At 67.8% G+C, this 15,918-nt stretch carries 17 protein-coding genes and 1 pseudogene; 6 read left to right on the top strand and 12 right to left on the bottom strand.

Features of this window, described 5'->3' with window-relative positions; translation table 11 throughout:
- Positions 1-36: 36 nt before the first annotated feature.
- Positions 37-1,533: a type VI secretion system contractile sheath large subunit gene (gene tssC, locus VPH47_RS00260; RefSeq protein WP_110714162.1), complete on the bottom strand. Its 1,497-nt coding sequence runs from the start codon at positions 1,531-1,533 to the stop codon at positions 37-39.
- Positions 1,534-1,537: 4 nt separating this feature from the next.
- Positions 1,538-2,044 (bottom strand): type VI secretion system contractile sheath small subunit, encoded by a 507-nt coding sequence (gene tssB, locus VPH47_RS00255; RefSeq protein ID WP_110714163.1) that lies wholly within the window; start codon positions 2,042-2,044, stop codon positions 1,538-1,540.
- 328 nt (positions 2,045-2,372) lie between these two features.
- Between tssB and VPH47_RS00250 the strand changes: the two are divergent.
- Positions 2,373-2,669: pseudogene (locus tag VPH47_RS00250) on the top strand (helix-turn-helix domain-containing protein); the annotation flags it as partial.
- A 152-nt stretch (positions 2,670-2,821) separates the two neighbouring features.
- Here the strand turns inward: VPH47_RS00250 and VPH47_RS00245 are convergent.
- Entirely contained in the window at positions 2,822-3,268 is a 447-nt protein-coding gene (locus VPH47_RS00245) for a universal stress protein (protein WP_005411629.1), read from the bottom strand.
- Between the two features lie 183 nt (positions 3,269-3,451).
- On the opposite strand from VPH47_RS00245, the gene VPH47_RS00240 reads away from it, so the two are divergent.
- Complete coding sequence (locus tag VPH47_RS00240; protein ID WP_368849856.1) at positions 3,452-3,598, top strand: hypothetical protein; 147 nt, start codon at positions 3,452-3,454, stop codon at positions 3,596-3,598.
- 79 nt (positions 3,599-3,677) lie between these two features.
- Here VPH47_RS00240 and VPH47_RS00235 read toward each other — a convergent pair whose 3' ends face one another.
- From VPH47_RS00235 to VPH47_RS00195, 9 genes are all read right to left on the bottom strand, one after another.
- Positions 3,678-4,232 carry a hypothetical protein gene (locus VPH47_RS00235; RefSeq protein ID WP_368849855.1) on the bottom strand — a complete coding sequence of 185 codons (555 nt, stop codon included), beginning with the start codon at positions 4,230-4,232 and terminating at the stop codon, positions 3,678-3,680.
- 177 nt (positions 4,233-4,409) lie between these two features.
- Positions 4,410-4,736, bottom strand: a complete 327-nt coding sequence (locus VPH47_RS00230; RefSeq protein WP_110714166.1) for a low molecular weight protein tyrosine phosphatase family protein — start codon at positions 4,734-4,736, stop codon at positions 4,410-4,412.
- 123 nt (positions 4,737-4,859) lie between these two features.
- Positions 4,860-7,052, bottom strand: a complete 2,193-nt coding sequence (uvrD, locus tag VPH47_RS00225; RefSeq protein WP_368849854.1) for a DNA helicase II — start codon at positions 7,050-7,052, stop codon at positions 4,860-4,862.
- Between the two features lie 9 nt (positions 7,053-7,061).
- Positions 7,062-8,483 (bottom strand): FAD/NAD(P)-binding protein, encoded by a 1,422-nt coding sequence (locus tag VPH47_RS00220; RefSeq protein ID WP_368849853.1) that lies wholly within the window; start codon positions 8,481-8,483, stop codon positions 7,062-7,064.
- 45 nt (positions 8,484-8,528) lie between these two features.
- On the bottom strand, positions 8,529-9,947 hold the full coding sequence (cls, locus tag VPH47_RS00215; RefSeq protein WP_368851555.1) for a cardiolipin synthase: 1,419 nt from the start codon (positions 9,945-9,947) through the stop codon (positions 8,529-8,531).
- 261 nt (positions 9,948-10,208) lie between these two features.
- A complete protein-coding gene (gene rpmG / locus VPH47_RS00210; protein WP_169411268.1) occupies positions 10,209-10,376 on the bottom strand; it encodes a 50S ribosomal protein L33 in 168 nt (55 codons plus the stop codon).
- Between the two features lie 10 nt (positions 10,377-10,386).
- On the bottom strand, positions 10,387-10,623 hold the full coding sequence (gene rpmB, locus VPH47_RS00205) for a 50S ribosomal protein L28 (protein ID WP_005411638.1): 237 nt from the start codon (positions 10,621-10,623) through the stop codon (positions 10,387-10,389).
- A 249-nt stretch (positions 10,624-10,872) separates the two neighbouring features.
- A complete protein-coding gene (gene dnaQ / locus VPH47_RS00200; protein ID WP_049446952.1) occupies positions 10,873-11,382 on the bottom strand; it encodes a DNA polymerase III subunit epsilon in 510 nt (169 codons plus the stop codon).
- 55 nt (positions 11,383-11,437) lie between these two features.
- Positions 11,438-12,331 carry a LysR substrate-binding domain-containing protein gene (locus VPH47_RS00195; protein WP_368849852.1) on the bottom strand — a complete coding sequence of 298 codons (894 nt, stop codon included), beginning with the start codon at positions 12,329-12,331 and terminating at the stop codon, positions 11,438-11,440.
- A gap of 108 nt (positions 12,332-12,439) precedes the next feature.
- Here VPH47_RS00195 and VPH47_RS00190 point away from each other — a divergent pair, with 108 nt between their 5' ends.
- The 4 genes from VPH47_RS00190 (at position 12,440) to VPH47_RS00175 (ending at position 15,915) form a co-directional block, all read left to right on the top strand.
- On the top strand, positions 12,440-12,838 hold the full coding sequence (locus VPH47_RS00190) for a RidA family protein (RefSeq protein ID WP_075675834.1): 399 nt from the start codon (positions 12,440-12,442) through the stop codon (positions 12,836-12,838).
- A gap of 232 nt (positions 12,839-13,070) precedes the next feature.
- Positions 13,071-13,403 (top strand): hypothetical protein, encoded by a 333-nt coding sequence (locus VPH47_RS00185; RefSeq protein WP_153856977.1) that lies wholly within the window; start codon positions 13,071-13,073, stop codon positions 13,401-13,403.
- Positions 13,404-13,459: 56 nt separating this feature from the next.
- Positions 13,460-14,713: a TolC family protein gene (locus VPH47_RS00180; RefSeq protein ID WP_197611857.1), complete on the top strand. Its 1,254-nt coding sequence runs from the start codon at positions 13,460-13,462 to the stop codon at positions 14,711-14,713.
- Positions 14,710-15,915 (top strand): efflux RND transporter periplasmic adaptor subunit, encoded by a 1,206-nt coding sequence (locus VPH47_RS00175; RefSeq protein WP_014038965.1) that lies wholly within the window; start codon positions 14,710-14,712, stop codon positions 15,913-15,915. The genes VPH47_RS00180 and VPH47_RS00175 overlap by 4 nt, the downstream gene beginning before the upstream one ends.
- Positions 15,916-15,918 lie beyond the last annotated feature (3 nt).

The following is a 15,918-nucleotide window of genomic DNA, read 5'->3' as shown; positions in this document are numbered from 1 at the left end:
CAGGGCCTGGCCGGCGCGGGAAGGGGAACGGGAAGATCAGGCCTTGGCCTGTGACGGCAGGCGCGAAACCAGCCGCAGCGAAACGGTCAGTCCTTCCAGCTGGTAGTGCGGTTTCAGGAAGAACTTGGAGGTGTAATAGCCGGGCGCACCTTCCACCTCCTCCACCACCACCTCGGCGGCGGCGAGCGGATGGCTGGCCTTGTACTCCTCGCTGGAGTTGGCCGGATCACCGTCGACGTAGTTGAGAATCCAGTTGCCCAGCCATTTCTGCATCTGCTCGCGGCTGGAGAACGAACCGATCTTGTCGCGCACGATGCACTTGAGGTAATGCGCGAAGCGGTTGCAGGCGAACATGTACGGCAGCCGGGCCGCCAGCGCCGCGTTGGCGGTGGCGTCGGGGTTGTCGTACTCGGCAGGCTTGTTCAACGACTGCGCGCTGATGAAGGCTGCCATGTCGGAATTCTTGCGATGCACCAGGGGCATCAGCCCCAACTTGTCCAGCTCGGCGGAGCGGCGGTCGGTGATCGCCACCTCGGTCGGGCACTTCATGTCCACGCCGCCATCGTCGGTCGGGAAGGTATGGGTGGGCAGGCCTTCCACCGCGCCACCGGACTCGATGCCGCGGATCCTGGAGCACCAGCCGTACTGCTTGAACGAGCGGTTGATGTTGACCGCCATGGCATAGGCCGCGTTCTGCCAGGTGTAACGGCTCGAATCGGCACCGGAAGTGTCTTCCTCGAAATCGAACTCGTCCACCGGATCGGTGGCGGCGCCGTAGGGCAGGCGCGCCAGCGTGCGCGGCATCGCCAGCCCGATGTACTTGGAATCTTCCGAGTCGCGCAGCGAACGCCAGGCCGCGTAGTCGGGGGTGGTGAAGATCTTGGCCAGATCGCGCGGGTTGGCCAGTTCATCCCAGCCATCCATGCCCAGCAGGCGCGGTGCCGCCGCCGACAGGAAAGGTGCATGCGCGGCCGACGCCACCTGGGCCATGCCGGCCAGCAGCTCGACATCCTGCGGGCTCTGGTCGAAGTAGTAATCGCCCACCAGGCAGCCATAGGGCTCGCCGCCCAGCTGGCCGTACTCGTGTTCATAGACCTTCTTGAAGATCGGGCTCTGGTCCCAGGCGGTGCCCTTGTAGCGCTTCAGGGTCTTGCCCAGTTCCTTCTTCGATACATTGAAGACCCGGATCTTCAGCTGGGTATCGGTCTCGGTGTTGTTGACCAGGTAGTGCAGGCCGCGCCAGGCGCCTTCCAGCTGCTGGAAGTCCGGATGGTGCAGGATCTGGTTGAGCTGTGCAGTCAGCGTGCGGTCGATCTCGGCGATGTAGGCCTTGATCGTCTGCGAGACATCGTCGCTGACGATGTCCGCGCGGCTGAGCACCTGTTCGGCCAGCGTGCGCACCGCCGATTCCACTTCCTGCTGTGCGCGGTCGCTCTTCGGCCGGAACTGCTTGTTCAGCAGTTCGGCGAAGCCGCCCGATTCCAGTGCGGTGCCGGTATCGCTGCCGGCTTCGATCAGCTGTTCGGTCGACATGGCGTTACTCCCCGTCCTTGCCATCGCTGTTCGGCGCGGCGACCAGTGCCTGCAGCAGCGCCGGGTCACGGATCGCCTGCGCGATCAATGCCTCCGCACCGGCCTTGCCGTCCATGTAGGTATCCAGGTTCGCCAGCTGTGCACGCGCCTGCAGCAGCTTGGCCAACGGCTCGACGCGGCGCGCCACGGCGGCCGGCGAGAAGTCGTCCATGCTCTCGAAGGTGATGTCCACGCTCAGGCTGCCTTCGCCGGTCAGCGTGTTCGGCACGCTGAAGGCCACCCGCGGCTTCATCGACTGCAGCCGGCTGTCGAAGTTGTCGACATCGATCTCCAGCGCCTTGCGCTCTTCCAGTGACGGCAGTTCGCCGGCATTGGCGCCGGACAGGTCGGACATCACGCCCATCACGAAGGGCAGCTGTACTTTCTTCTGCGCCCCGTAGACCTCAACGTCGTACTCGATCTGCACCCGCGGTGCCCGATTGCGGGCAATGAACTTCTGGCTGTTCGCCATGGCCTGGCCTCCGATGGAAACGGGTCGTGCCGGGCGCCCGCGGGCGTCGGCCTCGATGCCGGGCAAGTCTGGGAGACCGCCGCGCAGGCCTCCCGACAATTCGTCTCAGCGTGGTCGTCGGGGTTCGCGGCAGGCCGATGATGGGTTTTCAGCGCAACTGTCGGTATCGACAGGACAGGCCCAGGGGATGGGCCGTGAAGACGCTGCCATGACACTCCAGCACTGCCCCTCGCTGGTCGGCGCACTTGCTGCCGACCTTGGTACCGCTGCCCTTGCTTCACTGCCGTCGGCGTCGACGGCGCCGCCGTCCGACCCGCGACTGCGGCGGATCCTCGATTTCATCGATGCGCACCTGGGTGAGTGTGAACTGGACGAGCGCATGATCCGCGATGCCTTCGCGCTCTCGCGGCCCACGCTGTACCGGTTGTTCCAGGCCTTGGGCGGGGTCGCCCGCTACATCCGCGAACGGCGCCTGTGGCTGGCCCACCGCCACCTCGACCGTGACCCCTGCTGCAGCGTCACCTGGCTGCTGTATGAGGTGGGCTTCGCCTCGGAACGCCAGTTCCAGCGGGCCTTCCAGGCCCGCTATGGGATGTCGCCGGCGCAGTGGCGCCGCGCCTGCCGCGTCCAGCCAACGCGGCTTTCATGAGAACGCTGGCCGCATCCACGCCCTGCATGGATGTCCGCTTGTGCAGCCCCAAAAAGATGACACCGGCGCGCATCCTGCGGCCGGCGTCGGGTCCCCTCCCCGGGAACGCTTGAATCAGCGGGTATGGATCAGCGGATGACCAGCACCGGCAGGGTGCTGCGCGCCAGCACTTCCGCGGTCTGGCTGCCCAGCAGCACACGGGTCACGCCACGGCGGCCGTGCGACGTCATCACGATCAGGTCACTGTTGCGCTCACCCGCCGTCTCGATGATGCCGTCGGCCGCATAGCGGTCCAGCACATGCACCGGATTGGCGGTGATGCCCTGCTCGGCGGCCTTGGCCAGCGCCGGCTGCAGCACTTTCTGCGCGCCTTCCTCGCGGTCGGCCTTGTACTCAGGGCTGTTCATGTAGCCCACGCTCCAGCCCATGGCGTCGTACATGCCGACGGCCCATGGCTCGGAAACAGTCACGATATCGACCTCGGCATTGAGGTCCTTGGCCAGCTCCAGGCCCTTGGCCAGGCCCTTGTCGGCCAGCTCGGATCCGTCGGTGGCAATCAGGATGCGCTTGTACATGGTGGGGCTCCGTAGCGATCTGCCAGATGGGAACGACACCATTGCACACCGGATGTGCAGGCCGTGCCTTGAGCAGGATCAATCCGGCGCCGTGCAGCGGCGTGTGCGCACCGCCCGCTTGCACACCCCCTGACCGCAGCGCATGCTGGACCCGCGGCACCGCGCCGCCCTGGGAGAACGCCCATGCAGGACAGCGAGCCGACACCACGAAGCCCCCTCAGGATCATCCTGTGGAGCCTCATCGCCGCCTTCGTGCTGTTCTACGGCGGCTATCATCTGGGCAAGGATCTTGCCCAGCGCGACAACGCCCGGCAGTCAGCCGGCCGATAATGCTCTTCTGTAGAGCCGAGCCCATGCTCGGCTTCGGGTGCATGAGCCGAGCATGGGCTCGGCTCTACAACAACGTCGCTCAGGCGATCTGCACCACGCGCGCGTTCTGGCACAGCGGGTAGCTGGCCACGAATTCAGCGATCGCATCACGCATCGCCTCGAACGATTCGCCGTACATGTACAGCGCGGTCTCGGTCGGGCCCTGCCACCAGCTGCAGATCTCGCCCAGGCCGTCGATGCTCTCCGACAGCTGTTCGAACACGTGGTTGGAATCGCACTGTTCGTAGACGTCGTCCGGCAGGTTCAGGCCATCCAGGTAGATGCCCAGGCCTTCGGTCACGCCGAAGCTGCGGTCGGCTTCACCCGCACCCTGCAGCTGCGAACCCTTTGGTGCACCCAGCTGCTCCAGCAGATCGATCAACTTCGGCACGCCGGCCGCATCGACCAGCGCCACTTCGATATCGCCGTACTCGACCTCGCCCAGGTCGGACATCGCGGTGCCGCCGCCAGTCAGCTCACCTACCTGCGCCGCCTGCAGCAGCGCATCGAGCGGATCCTCGAACAGTTCGTGGCGATGCTCCGGCTGCAGCCGGGCGTTCAGCTTCACGGTGACGTGCAGCGTGGGTTCGGTCATGGAGGCGTTCCTGGAAGATGTGGCTTCTATTGTAGAGCCGAAGGTAGCGGCAGGAGCCGCTGCCAACGTCGCTTGCGACGGCCCGAAGGGTGCCGGTCAGGACGACCGGCATAGCCATGCTCGGCTGTTCTTCCAGCCAGAAGCAGCCGAGCATGGGCTCGGCTCTACAACAGCCCGTCAACGCAGGAACGGCGCCACCTTGCGCTTCAGCAACTCCACCAGCACCGGGTCCATGTAGTCGTAGTCGTCAGGGATATCCAGGCAGATCACCCGCTTGCCCTTCAGCCATGCCTTGTAGCGGCTGGACAACCGGTTGCGATGCGCCTTCTCCATCACAAACACCAGATCGGCCCACTGCAGCAGCTCGGGGCTGAGCACTTCCTCGGCATCGGCCAACAACCCGGCTGAGGCGGTCTCGATGCCCGGCCAATCGGCGAATACCTGCTCGGCCGTCGGGCTACGCAGGCGGTTCTGGCTGCAGAGGAAGAGCACGTTGCGGGTCATGCCCGCAGCCTAATCGGGGTCGGATCCCTTTTCCAACGGGAAAGGGCTCTGACCCCAACCACGTGCATTCCGCGATGGGGTCAGAGCCCTCCCTGTGGGAGGGATCCGACCCCTCGACGGTGATCAGATCACCGTCAGGTTGGCGTAGGCCATCACCAGCCACTTGCTGCCGGCGTCGGCGAACTCGACCTGCACGCGGGCGTGTGCGCCGTTGCCTTCGTAGTCGGTCACCATGCCTTCGCCGAACTTGGGATGGGTGACCAGTGCGCCGAGCTTGATCGGCGGTGCCTCGATCGAGGCATGGCCGATCACCCGGCTGGCACCCATAGAGGCCGGCCGCGAGACCTGCACCTTCGGCCGCACTTCGTGCAGCAGCTCGCGCGGAATCTCGCGCAGGAAGCGCGATGGCAGGCTGTAGTTGTCCTGGCCGTGGATGCGGCGCGATTCGGCGTAGCTCAGCACCAGTTTCTGGCGCGCGCGGGTGATGCCGACGTAGGCCAGGCGGCGCTCTTCTTCCAGCCGCCCGCTTTCCTCCAGCGAACGTGCGCTGGGGAACAGGCCTTCTTCCAGACCGGCCAGGAACACCAGCGGGAACTCCAGGCCCTTGGCCGAGTGCAGGGTCATCAGCTGCACGCCGTCCTCGCCCGCCTGCGCCTGGCCCTCGCCGGCCTCCAGCGCGGCATAGGCCAGGAACGCGACCAGCTCGTCCATGTCCTCGCCCACTTCCTCGATGTCGTCGGCGCGGCGCACGAAGCGCGAGGCCACCGAGACCAGTTCGTCGAGGTTGTCGGTGCGCGATTCCGAGTCCAGCGCGTTGCGGCTTTCCTTGCTCCAGTGCTCGCGCAGCTGCGAGCGGGCCAGCACGTGGTCCACGCGCTCGGCCAGGGTCATGTGCAGGGTCTGCGCCTGCAGCTCGTTGACCAGCACCAGGAAGCCGGCCAGCGCATTGCGCGCACGTGCGGCCAGCGCGCTGCCCTGGGTGACCAGCATGGTCGCTTCCCACAGCGAAATACCCTGCGCGCGCGCCTCGCGGCGCACTTCGTCCAGCGTGCGGTCGCCGATACCACGCGTCGGCGTGTTGACCGCGCGCTCGAACGCCGCGTCATCGTTGCGGTTGGACAGCAGGCGCAGGTAGGCCAGCGCGTCCTTGATTTCGGCACGCTCGAAGAAGCGCATGCCGCCGTACACGCGGTACGGCACCTGTTCGCTCAGCAGCGCTTCTTCCAGCGCGCGCGACTGCGCGTTGCTGCGGTAGAGCACGGCCACTTCGGTGTAGCTGCCACCGTCACGCACCCATTGGCGAGCACGCTCGACGATGTAGCGCGCCTCGTCCATCTCGTTGTACGCGGCGTACAGGTCGATCGGCTCGCCGTCGCCGCTGTCGGTCCACAGCTGCTTGCCGATGCGGTCCGGGTTGTGCGCGATCACCGCGTTGGCGGCGCCGAGGATGTTGGCGGTGGAGCGGTAGTTCTGTTCCAGGCGGATGGTCTGCGCGCCCGGGAAGTCGCGCAGGAAGCCCTGCACGTTCTCGACCTTGGCACCGCGCCAGCCGTAGATGGCCTGGTCATCGTCGCCGACCACGAACACGTGGCCGGAATCGCCGGCCAGCACGCGCACGAAGGCGTACTGGATGGCATTGGTGTCCTGGAACTCGTCCACCAGGATTTCGCGGAAGCGGGCGCGGTAATGCGCCAGCAGGGCCGGGTTGTCGCGCAGCAGTTCGTGCGCGCGCAGCAGCAGCTCGGCGAAGTCGACCAGGCCGGCGCGGTCGCAGCGTGCCTGGTACTCGATGTAGGCCTGGCGCATGGTTTCCAGCCAGGCGTCGTGCGGCTCGGGCTGGATGTGCTGCGGGCGGCGGCCTTCGTCCTTCTGCGCGTTGATCCACCACGCGATCTGCTTGGCCGGGTACTTGCCGTCGTCCAGTTCCAGCGCCTGCACCACGCGCTTGACCAGCCGCAGCTGGTCGTCCGAATCCATCACCTGGAAGCCTTCCGGCAGCTTCGCGTCCTGCCAGTGCAGGCGCAGCAGGCGGTTGGCCAGGCCGTGGAAGGTGCCGATCCACATGCCGCGGCTGCCATTGGGCAGCTGTGCGTCGATGCGGTGGCGCATTTCGCCGGCCGCCTTGTTGGTGAAGGTCACCGCGAAAATGCCGTGGGTCGGCACGCCATCGACTTCATGCAGCCAGGCGATGCGGTGGGTGAGTACGCGGGTCTTGCCGGAACCGGCACCGGCCAGCACCAGGTGGTGGCCGGGGGGAGCGGAGACGGCTTCGCGCTGGGCCGGGTTCAGGCCATCAAGCAGGTGGGAGACATCCATGCCCCCATTTTACGGCATCGCCGTCGCGGCTCCTGCGACCACCTGGGTTGCCAGTGCGTGCGCCTGCTGACGCAGTTCAGGCACCGCCAGGCTTTCCCACAGGCTGCCGATGCGCAGGCTGCCGAGCACGCCCAGCCGTGCCTGCGGCTGGCCACCGGCGGCACACAGGCGATCGCCCGGCACCGTGCTGTCCAGGCCCAGCCCGTGCGGGCCGGGGCGCGCCAGCCCATCGGCCTGCAGTTGCTGCAGCAACGGATTGCGCAGCGCGCTGGCACGGGTTTCCACGCCGGTGGCGTTGATCACCCCGCTGATCGTCCACTGCTGTTCATTGCCCGAGGCATCGCGGCCGGACAACCGCAGGGCATCGCCTTCGCGCCAGACGCGCTGCAGGCGGGACCGATGGATACACAGTTGGCCGCTGTCCTGCAGTGTCTGCAGCTGCGCATCCACCTCTTCGGCGATGCGGTGGCGATGCACGTCCCAATAGCGCACCACATGGCGCAGGAAGCGGCGCTGGTCGGCCTCATCGAGGCTGCACCACAACGCCTGCCCGTGCGGGCGGATGCGGTCCATCACGCCCTGCCACGGCAGGCCATCGGCCTGCGCCTGGCGTGCGAACCCGCGCAATGCGTGCAGGCGCTGGCGCAGGTTCATCGGCAGCAACGTGGCCGGGTCGAAGCTGGGCAGGCCACCATGCGCGTGCGGCAACGGCAGCAGGCCATGGCGCGAGATCACATGCAGCGGGCCGGTGTGGCCGGCAGCGACCAGCGCCAGCACGGTGTCGGCCATGCTCAGGCCGGAACCGACAATGGCCACGGCCTGCTCACCGGCCAGGGTGCGTACGCCGTCGTAGTCCCAGGCCTCGATCACGTCATCCGCAGGCAGCGCATCAGCACCGGCCACCGGCAGCGGGCGCATGCTGTTGCCGGTAGCCAGCACCGCCTGTGCGGCGTGCAGCGTCTGGCCATCGCCCAGCTGCAGCCGGTAACCGTGGTCATCCGGCTGCAGGCCCAGCACCGGCTGCGCGATCACCTGCAGCTGCGCCGGGCTGGCCGCGGCGGCGTCCTGCAGGCGCTGCTGCAGGTAGGCAGCAAAGAAGTGGCGGCACACGTAACGCTCGCCCAGCACCTCGCGCGCCTCGCCCGGGTAGGCGTTGGCGGCCATCAGGTAGTCGAGGAAATCGCCGGGCTGGTCGGCAAACGCACTCATCTTCGCCGCCGGCACGTTCAGCAGATGCTCCGGCCACGGCGTGGCATAGGCGATGCCCTGGGCCAGCTGCGAGGCCGGCTCGAAAATGGCCAGCGCCAGCGGCGCCTTGGCCTGGCGCAGTACCTGGATCGCCACCAGCACCCCGGCCGCACCACCACCGATGATTGCCAGGTCCAGTTCGCCAATACGCGGTGAATCAGTCATGTGCCGATTGTAGGCCATCGGCGATGACAGGCCGGATTGCCGAAATGGGCGGCCGGCCTTGCCTTACATCAACGCATCGGCCAGCCGTGCGATGCCTTCGCGGCTACGCCGCCATGTGGGGCGGCTGCGCCACTGCAGCAGGTCCAGCTGCCGCGACTCACGCAGATAGCCGTCCTCGATCGCGCACAACTGCTTCACCAGCGCGCAGTCGTAGCAGATCAGGCCGATCTCGGCATTCAGCGCGAACGAGCGGATATCCATGTTGATCGAGCCCAGCACGGCGATGTCCTCGTCCACGCTCATGTGCTTGGCGTGCAGGAACTGCGGTTCGTACAGGGCGATGCGCACGCCACAGCGCAGCAGCTCGTCGTAGTACGCCTCCTGCGCCCACGAGGTCAGCCGCTGGTTGTTGCTGGCCGACAGGATCAGCTGCACGTCCACGCCGGACAGCGCCGCGATGCGCAGCGCGCTCAGCGTGGCTTCGTCGGGCACGAAGTACGGGGTGACCATCACCAGCCGGCGCCGTGCGAGGTGGATCAGCGCCGCCACCGCATCGCGTGCGTTGCTGTACGGATAGGCAGGGCCGCTGGGCAACAGCTGGGTGGCGATGTCATCGCTGCACTCGGGCACATCGGCGATCACGTCCAGGCGCTGACCGGTTTCCATGTACCAGTCGCTGGCGAACACCGCTTCCAGGTGCGCCACCGCCGGGCCACGCACGCGCGCCACCAGTTCGCGGTTCGGGTGGCCGGGCACGAACCCGGGGCCGGCCAGGTTCTGCGAACCGACATACGCCACTTCGTTGTCGATCACCGCGATCTTGCGGTGGTTGCGCAGGTCCATGCGCCCGCTGCGCCGCCAGCGCAGGCCACCGGGCAGCATCGCGCGCACTTCGATGTCGCGCGCTTCCAGGCGCTTGCGATAGGCGCGCAGGCCGCGCTTGGCACCCACCGCGTCGAGCAGCACGCGGCACTGCACGCCACGCGCGGCGGCACGCTGCAGCGCCTCGACCACCGCCTCGCCCACCGCGTCATCGAACATCAGGTAGTACAGCAGGTGCACGCGGTCTTCGGCCTGGTCGATGTCGGCGATCAGCGTGTGCAGCGATTCGTCGTAGTCGGTCAGCAGGTCCACCGCGTTGCCGTGCACCGGCATGAAGTCGCCCTGGCGCTGCACCAGCGGCACGATCTCGGCGCTGGCGGTGTCCGGCTGCGGGGCCCAGCGCAGGCGATGCTGCAGCGCCTGTTCCTCGCGGATCACCTGCGAGGCCTCGGCCTGGCGGCGGATGCGCTCGCGCGACAGCCACGGGTGGCCGAACAGCAGGTACAGCGGCAGGCCCAGCAGCGGCACGAAGCCGACCAGCAGCAGCCAGCTGCGCGCCGCCCCCGGCGTGGTGCGGGTGGGGATCCAGCACAGCGCGACCAGCCGGATCAGCCAGTCGATCAGCAGCAGGTAGGAACCCAGCAACCACTCGAACAGCATCGCGTCGCCCGTCGGGAGGTGATGGGCCATTCTGCCCACCGGCCCTTGTAGAGTCGAGCCGCGCTCGACTGCCTTGAACCAACGTGTCGACCAAGGTCGACACCTACCGGGGGCGGGATAAGTATGCCAACCAAGGTTGGCACCTACCGGGGGTCGAAGGAGTGGGCCGGCCAACGGTCGGCCCCCACCATCTGGATGCCAGACATGAAAAAACCCGCCACAAGGGCGGGTTTCTTCGCGGGGACCAGCAATCCTTGCGGATTACTTGATCTTGCCTTCCTTGTACAGGACGTGCTTGCGCACGACCGGATCGTACTTCAGGAATTCCATCTTCCCCGGGGTGTTCTTCTTGTTCTTGTCGGTCGTGTAGAAGTGGCCGGTACCGGCCGAGGAAATCATACGGACCTTATCGCGCTTGCCTGCCATGATGCTTTACTCCTCAGACCTTTTCGCCGCGCGCACGCAGCTCAGCCAGAACGGAATCAATGCCGTTCTTGTCGATGGTGCGCAGTGCATGCGCGGAAACACGAAGCTTGACCCAGCGGTTCTCGCTGGCCACCCAGAAACGGCGCTCGTGCAGATTCGGCAGGAAACGACGACGGGTCTTGTTGTTGGCGTGCGAGACGTTGTTACCTGTCTGCACTCGCTTGCCGGAAACCTGGCATACGCGGGACATTGCGCACCTCGATAGTAGTAGTTGTCAGCCCGTAGCCCGGGAGACGGCGGCCTCGATGGTTGCCCACCACACGTCAAGAGAATCAAAGGGTTACGCTGGCGTTGGGCGGCCGGGGACGTGTTCCCGGGGGCGCCGCCCGGCAGAAAACCGGACACAGCGAGCCGCGCATTATGCACGGGTTCAAGCACTTGCGCAAGTTACCCACAGGCTGGGGCTGAACGCGACGGCCGCCGGTAGTGCCGGGCCAGTTCAACGCAGATGCGGAATCACCTGGGCCAGCAGATGGGCATCCTTCAACGCGCCGTGCAGGCCGCGGTTGCCGGGAATGCGCAGGCGCTGCAGCACATCATCCAGCTTGTTGCCCTGGCCCGGCCAGCGCCCGCGCGCCAGCTTCAGGCTGCAGGTGATGCGGCAATGCTGGGCCAGGCTGGCGGGGATGCCGGCCAGGCGCAGCTCGTTGTCCAGGAAGCCCACATCGAAGGTGGCATTGTGCGCGACCATTTCGCTGCCGCGCAGGAAGTCCAGCAGTTCGGCGGCCTTGCTGGAGAACAGTGGCTTGCCCACCAGCATCGCATCGCTGATGCCATGCACGCGCTGTGCGCCCCAATCGACCTTGCGCTGCGGCTGCAGGTAGGTGTGGAACTGGCGGCCGGTCAGCTGGCCATCGATCAGTTCGACGGCACCGATTTCGATCACCCGGTGCCCCAGGCGGTGGGAGATGCCGGTGGTTTCGGTATCCAGTGCGACGATGCGGCTCATCAGGGTGTGCGTTCTCCGGTACGTGCAGCCGGATTTTCGCACGCGACCGATGCACTCACCCCAACGCTTCCACCACCCAATCGATGAACACCCGCAGCCGCTGGCTCATGTGCCGGTTCGGCGGGAACATCACATGCATCGGCATGGGCGGCAGCTGCCAGTCCGGCAGCACCGGCAGCAGCTCGCCACGCGCCACGTGCGGTTCGGCCATGTAGCTGGGCAACGCCACCACGCCCAGCCCCGCCAACGCCGCGGCCAGATAGGCGTTGCCGTCGTCGAAGCCGACCGTGTAGCGGCCCTGCACCTCGACGCGCTCATCGCCGCGCTGTGCGCTGAACACCCGCGCCCGGCCACTGCGCGGGCTGAGGAAGCCGACCATGTGGTGATCGGGCCCTTCCAGCGCGCGCGGATCGGCTGGCAGCCCGAAACGCTGCACATAGCCGGGGCTGGCGTGGAAACCGATCGGCAGCGCAGCCAACGGCCGCGCCACCAGTGCCGGATCGGCCGGGGTGCCGCCGCGGATCACGCAGTCGACGTTGTCGGCGATGACATCGACCTCGCGGTCACTCACGCCGATGTCCAGCTGGATCTCCGGGTAGCGCGCCTGGAAATCCGGCAACGCCGGCACCAGCCGCAAGCGCGCGTACGGCCCGGGCACATCGACCCGCAGGCGTCCGCGCGGCTGGGTGGCCGCGTCGCCCAGCCCGGCCTCCACCTCTTCCAGCTCGGCCAGCAGGCGGGCGATGCGCGGGTAATAGGCCGCGCCATCGGCGGTGACGCTGACCCGGCGCGTGGTGCGGTTGAGCAGGCGCAGCCGCAGGTGCGCCTCCAGCTGCTGCACCAGCTGGGTGGCCGTGGTGCGGCTGATCTGCAGGGTCTGCGCGGCGCGGGTGAAGCTGCCGGTTTCCACCACCCGGGCAAAGGCCCGCATCGCCTCGAAACGGTCCATGGCTGGCCATGATTGTTTGGGATTGGCAATCAATCTAGGCCGATCATCGCGGTTTATCCAGACAGCGCTGGCGGGGAGGATGACGTTCTCTCCCACGGGATCTTCCCCATGTCACAGCGCGATGTCGTTTTCCCCGCCGGTCGCCAAGCCCTGTACGAGCGCAACCGCTACTCGCCGGCGATCCGATCCAACGGCTTCCTGTTCGTTTCCGGCCAGGTCGGCAGCCGCGAAGACGGCTCGCCCGAGCCGGATTTCGAAACCCAGGTGCGCCGCGCCTTCGAGAATCTCAACGCGGTGCTGGCTGCCGCCGGCTGCACCTTCGATGACGTGGTCGACGTGACCGTGTTCCTGGTCGACCCCGAGAAGAACTTCGAGAAGGCGTGGGCGATCGTGCCCGAGTACTGGGGCGAGGCGCCGCATCCGACCCTGACCGGTATCGGCGTGACCTGGCTGTATGGGTTCCAGTTCGAGATCAAGGTGATCGCGAAGCTGCCTGCAGACCGGTAGTGCCGGCCGCTGGCCGGCAATGTGTCGGGGGTCGAAAAGCGTGTCGACCAAGGTCGACACCTACCAGAGCACATGTGCGCGGCGCACCCGAACGATGTGCTGGGGTCAGAGCCCTTTCCGGAGGAAAGGGATCCAACCCCAGCCCGACGCACCTGAACGGGAGGCTCCGACGGATTCCCGAGGTGGCCATTGATATTGTATCCGGCGAAAACCGCTTGCTAGCCTCCCCTCCATGCGCCGGATCTCCCGCCACCTTCGCTCGTACCTGCTGATGCTGCTGATGGCGGCATTCGTGGTCGTGCCGGTGGCCGACGCGCTGGCCTGCACGGTGGAACCGCACGCCAGCACGGTGCATGTGGAGTCCGCTCCGGATGCCGATGGCGATGCCGACGGCAAGCACGTCGGTGCCTGTGGCCACAACCACTGCCACCACTCCAACCTGAGCCTTCCGGCCAGCACCCTCGCCGCCTTCGGTGCGCCACTGCCGGCGCGCTGGATGAATGCCGGCGACGCGGCGACCTATGCGGTCGCCCAGGATGAATTGACGCGTCCTCCCCGGGCGTGAGTTGAGCGCGTCCCGCGATTGCGGGCTCCCGTTTCACTCACAACCGGAATCCCCCTATGTCGATCCTGACACCTCGGTCGCCGCGCGCGGCCGGGCTGGTCGTCGCTGTGCTGCTGGGCCTGGCCCCGGCGGCATCGGTGATGGCGCAAGCCGCCCCTTCCTACGACACCCTGCTTGAACGCCTGGACCAGCTGCCGGGTACCCGCGTCGGTACGGCGCTGGCCGAGGCCGCCGACGCGCGCGCCGACCAGGCCCGTGCGTTGCCCAACCCTTCCCTCTCCTACTCCGCAGAGAACGCCTGGGGCACCGGCTCCTATGGCGGCATGGGCAAGGCCGATACCGTGCTCACCCTGTCCCAGCCGCTGGAGGTCTGGGGCCAGCGTGGCGCGCGTGTCCGTGCCGCCCGTGCCGAGGCACAGGCCGCCAACCTGCGTGGTGCCCAGAGCCGCAGCGACGTGGCCAGCCAGCTGGCGGTGGTCTACGCACAGGCGGAAAGTGCACTGCGCCGCTACTCCCTGGCCGAGGAGGCGCTGACCCTTACCCGCGATGACGCCAACGCGGTCAACGCGATGGTCAAGCAGGGCCGCGAGCCACAGCTGCGCGCGGTGCAGGCGCAGAGCGAAGTGGCCAATGCCAGCGCTGCGCTGGATGAAGCGCAGGCGTTCCGCGACGCCGCGCTGGCCCGCCTGGCCGGTGCCGCGCTGCTGGATGCGCCGGTGCAGTCGATCGACAACAGCCTGCTCGACCGTGCCCCGCCGCTGCCGCGTGGCGCCACCGACGTGGCGCTGGCGGTGCGCATCGCCGAAGCCGAAGCCGATGCAGCCGGCAAGCTGGTCGACGTGGAGCGCAAGCGCGCCCTGCCGGATCTGAGCGTCACCGCCGCGCAGACCCGCTTCCGCGAAGGCGGCGAGCGTGCCTACAACCTCGGGGTCAGCCTCAGCATCCCGCTGTTCGACCGCAACCGCGGTGGCATCCGCGCCGCCAATGCCGACCAGCGCGCGGCCGAGGCCCGCCTGGACCAGCAGCGCCGCGACAGCGAGGCCGAGCGCCTGTCTGCCGTGGCCGGGCTGAAGGCGGCCGGCAGCCGTACCCGCGCCGCCGATGAAAGCGTGGTCGCCGCCGAAGAGGCGTATCGCCTCGCACGCGTCGGCTTCGACGCCGGACGCATCTCGCAGCTGGAACTGCGCAGCACGCGCAGCGCCCTCATCGCCGCCCGCGGCACCGCCGTGGATGCGCGCCTGTCGCGCGTCGGCGCCGAAATCGATCTTGCCCGCCTTGAAGGGCGCGCACCTTTTGTGGAGGCCAAATGACTCTCTCCCGTACTTTCCCGCTGATCGGCGGCGTGCTGCTGACCGTCCTGCTGGCCGGCTGCGCCGGCAATGCGCAGACGCCTGCCAATGAAGACCCCGCTGCGGCCAAGGCCGGCACCGACGATGGCCACGGCCATGCCGCCGACAGCAAGGAGGCCAAGGCGGAAACCGCCAAGGCCCCCGCCGACGCCGATGAAGGCGTGGTGCAGCTGACCCCGGAACAGATCAAGGCGTCCGGTATCGAGGTGGTCGCCATCGGCCGCGGTGGCGGTGGCTCCACGCGCCTGTCCGGCCGGGTCGAGCCGTCGGTGGGCGCACGCGCGTCGGTGGCGTCCACGGTGACCGGCCGCGTCGAGCGCGTGCTGGTCGCGCCGGGCACCGCAGTGAAGCAGAACCAGGCGCTGGCGATCGTGGTCAGCGGTGAGGCCGCGGTGTTCCGCGCCAATGCGCTGGCTGCATCGGCCGAAGCCGAGGCCGCGCGCCTGGCCTATGGCCGCGACAAGGCGCTGGTCGACCAGGGTGTGGTCGCCCGCCAGGAACTGGAGGCCTCGCGCGCCCGCTCGCTGGCGGCACAGGCCCAGGCCGCTGCCGCGCAGGCCCAGGCCGCCGCCAACGGTGCGCCCGATGCCAGCGGCCGCGTGCGCATCACCAGCCCGGTGGCCGGCATCGTCGGCAACGTGCAGGTCACCCCGGGCGGCGTGGTCGCTGCCGGCAGCGCGGTAGCCGATGTCGCCGATCCGGCGATGAACGAACTGGTGTTCACCGCGCCGCCCGCGCTGGCCGCACAGGTCACGCCCGGCATGAAGCTGGAAGTGAGCGTGCCGGGTGGCAGCTTCACCGCCACCGTCACCGGTTCGGCCGCTGATGTGCGCCAGCAGGGCGGCGTCGCGGTGATCCGCGCTACGCCGGTGGACGCTTCGCTGCCGCCGGCCGGTTCGCCGGTATCGGCGGTGGTGGTCACCGAAGGCCAGGACGGTTCGCTCAGCGTGCCCGCCGATGCGGTGCAGAACGTCGATGGCGGCAGCGCGGTGTTCGTTGCCGTCGACGGCGGCTTCAAGGCGCAGCCGGTGCTGGCCGGGCGCCGTGCCGGCGACCGCATCGAGATCCTCGGTGGGCTGACCGGCAACGAGCGCATCGTCGGTGCCAACGCCTTCCTGCTCAAGGCCGAACTGGCCAAGGGCGAAGCCGAGCACGGCCACTGAGGA

It is taken from the genome of Stenotrophomonas sp. WED208 (assembly GCF_040984485.1).
Classification (GTDB): domain Bacteria; phylum Pseudomonadota; class Gammaproteobacteria; order Xanthomonadales; family Xanthomonadaceae; genus Stenotrophomonas; species Stenotrophomonas riyadhensis.
This window is presented reverse-complemented; position numbering and strand designations above follow the sequence as displayed.

What these genes read in the sequence shown, in the direction of transcription:
- tssC (WP_110714162.1), bottom strand. Translation starts at nt 1,533, where the DNA reads ATGTCGACCGAACAGCTGATCGAAGCCGGCAGCGATACCGGCACCGCA.
- tssB (WP_110714163.1), bottom strand. Translation starts at nt 2,044, where the DNA reads ATGGCGAACAGCCAGAAGTTCATTGCCCGCAATCGGGCACCGCGGGTG.
- VPH47_RS00245 (WP_005411629.1), bottom strand. Translation starts at nt 3,268, where the DNA reads ATGTACAAGCGCATCCTGATTGCCACCGACGGATCCGAGCTGGCCGAC.
- VPH47_RS00240 (WP_368849856.1), top strand. Translation starts at nt 3,452, where the DNA reads ATGCAGGACAGCGAGCCGACACCACGAAGCCCCCTCAGGATCATCCTG.
- VPH47_RS00235 (WP_368849855.1), bottom strand. Translation starts at nt 4,232, where the DNA reads ATGACCGAACCCACGCTGCACGTCACCGTGAAGCTGAACGCCCGGCTG.
- VPH47_RS00230 (WP_110714166.1), bottom strand. Translation starts at nt 4,736, where the DNA reads ATGACCCGCAACGTGCTCTTCCTCTGCAGCCAGAACCGCCTGCGTAGC.
- uvrD (WP_368849854.1), bottom strand. Translation starts at nt 7,052, where the DNA reads ATGGATGTCTCCCACCTGCTTGATGGCCTGAACCCGGCCCAGCGCGAA.
- VPH47_RS00220 (WP_368849853.1), bottom strand. Translation starts at nt 8,483, where the DNA reads ATGGCCTACAATCGGCACATGACTGATTCACCGCGTATTGGCGAACTG.
- cls (WP_368851555.1), bottom strand. Translation starts at nt 9,947, where the DNA reads ATGCTGTTCGAGTGGTTGCTGGGTTCCTACCTGCTGCTGATCGACTGG.
- rpmB (WP_005411638.1), bottom strand. Translation starts at nt 10,623, where the DNA reads ATGTCCCGCGTATGCCAGGTTTCCGGCAAGCGAGTGCAGACAGGTAAC.
- dnaQ (WP_049446952.1), bottom strand. Translation starts at nt 11,382, where the DNA reads ATGAGCCGCATCGTCGCACTGGATACCGAAACCACCGGCATCTCCCAC.
- VPH47_RS00195 (WP_368849852.1), bottom strand. Translation starts at nt 12,331, where the DNA reads ATGGACCGTTTCGAGGCGATGCGGGCCTTTGCCCGGGTGGTGGAAACC.
- VPH47_RS00190 (WP_075675834.1), top strand. Translation starts at nt 12,440, where the DNA reads ATGTCACAGCGCGATGTCGTTTTCCCCGCCGGTCGCCAAGCCCTGTAC.
- VPH47_RS00185 (WP_153856977.1), top strand. Translation starts at nt 13,071, where the DNA reads ATGCGCCGGATCTCCCGCCACCTTCGCTCGTACCTGCTGATGCTGCTG.
- VPH47_RS00180 (WP_197611857.1), top strand. Translation starts at nt 13,460, where the DNA reads ATGTCGATCCTGACACCTCGGTCGCCGCGCGCGGCCGGGCTGGTCGTC.
- VPH47_RS00175 (WP_014038965.1), top strand. Translation starts at nt 14,710, where the DNA reads ATGACTCTCTCCCGTACTTTCCCGCTGATCGGCGGCGTGCTGCTGACC.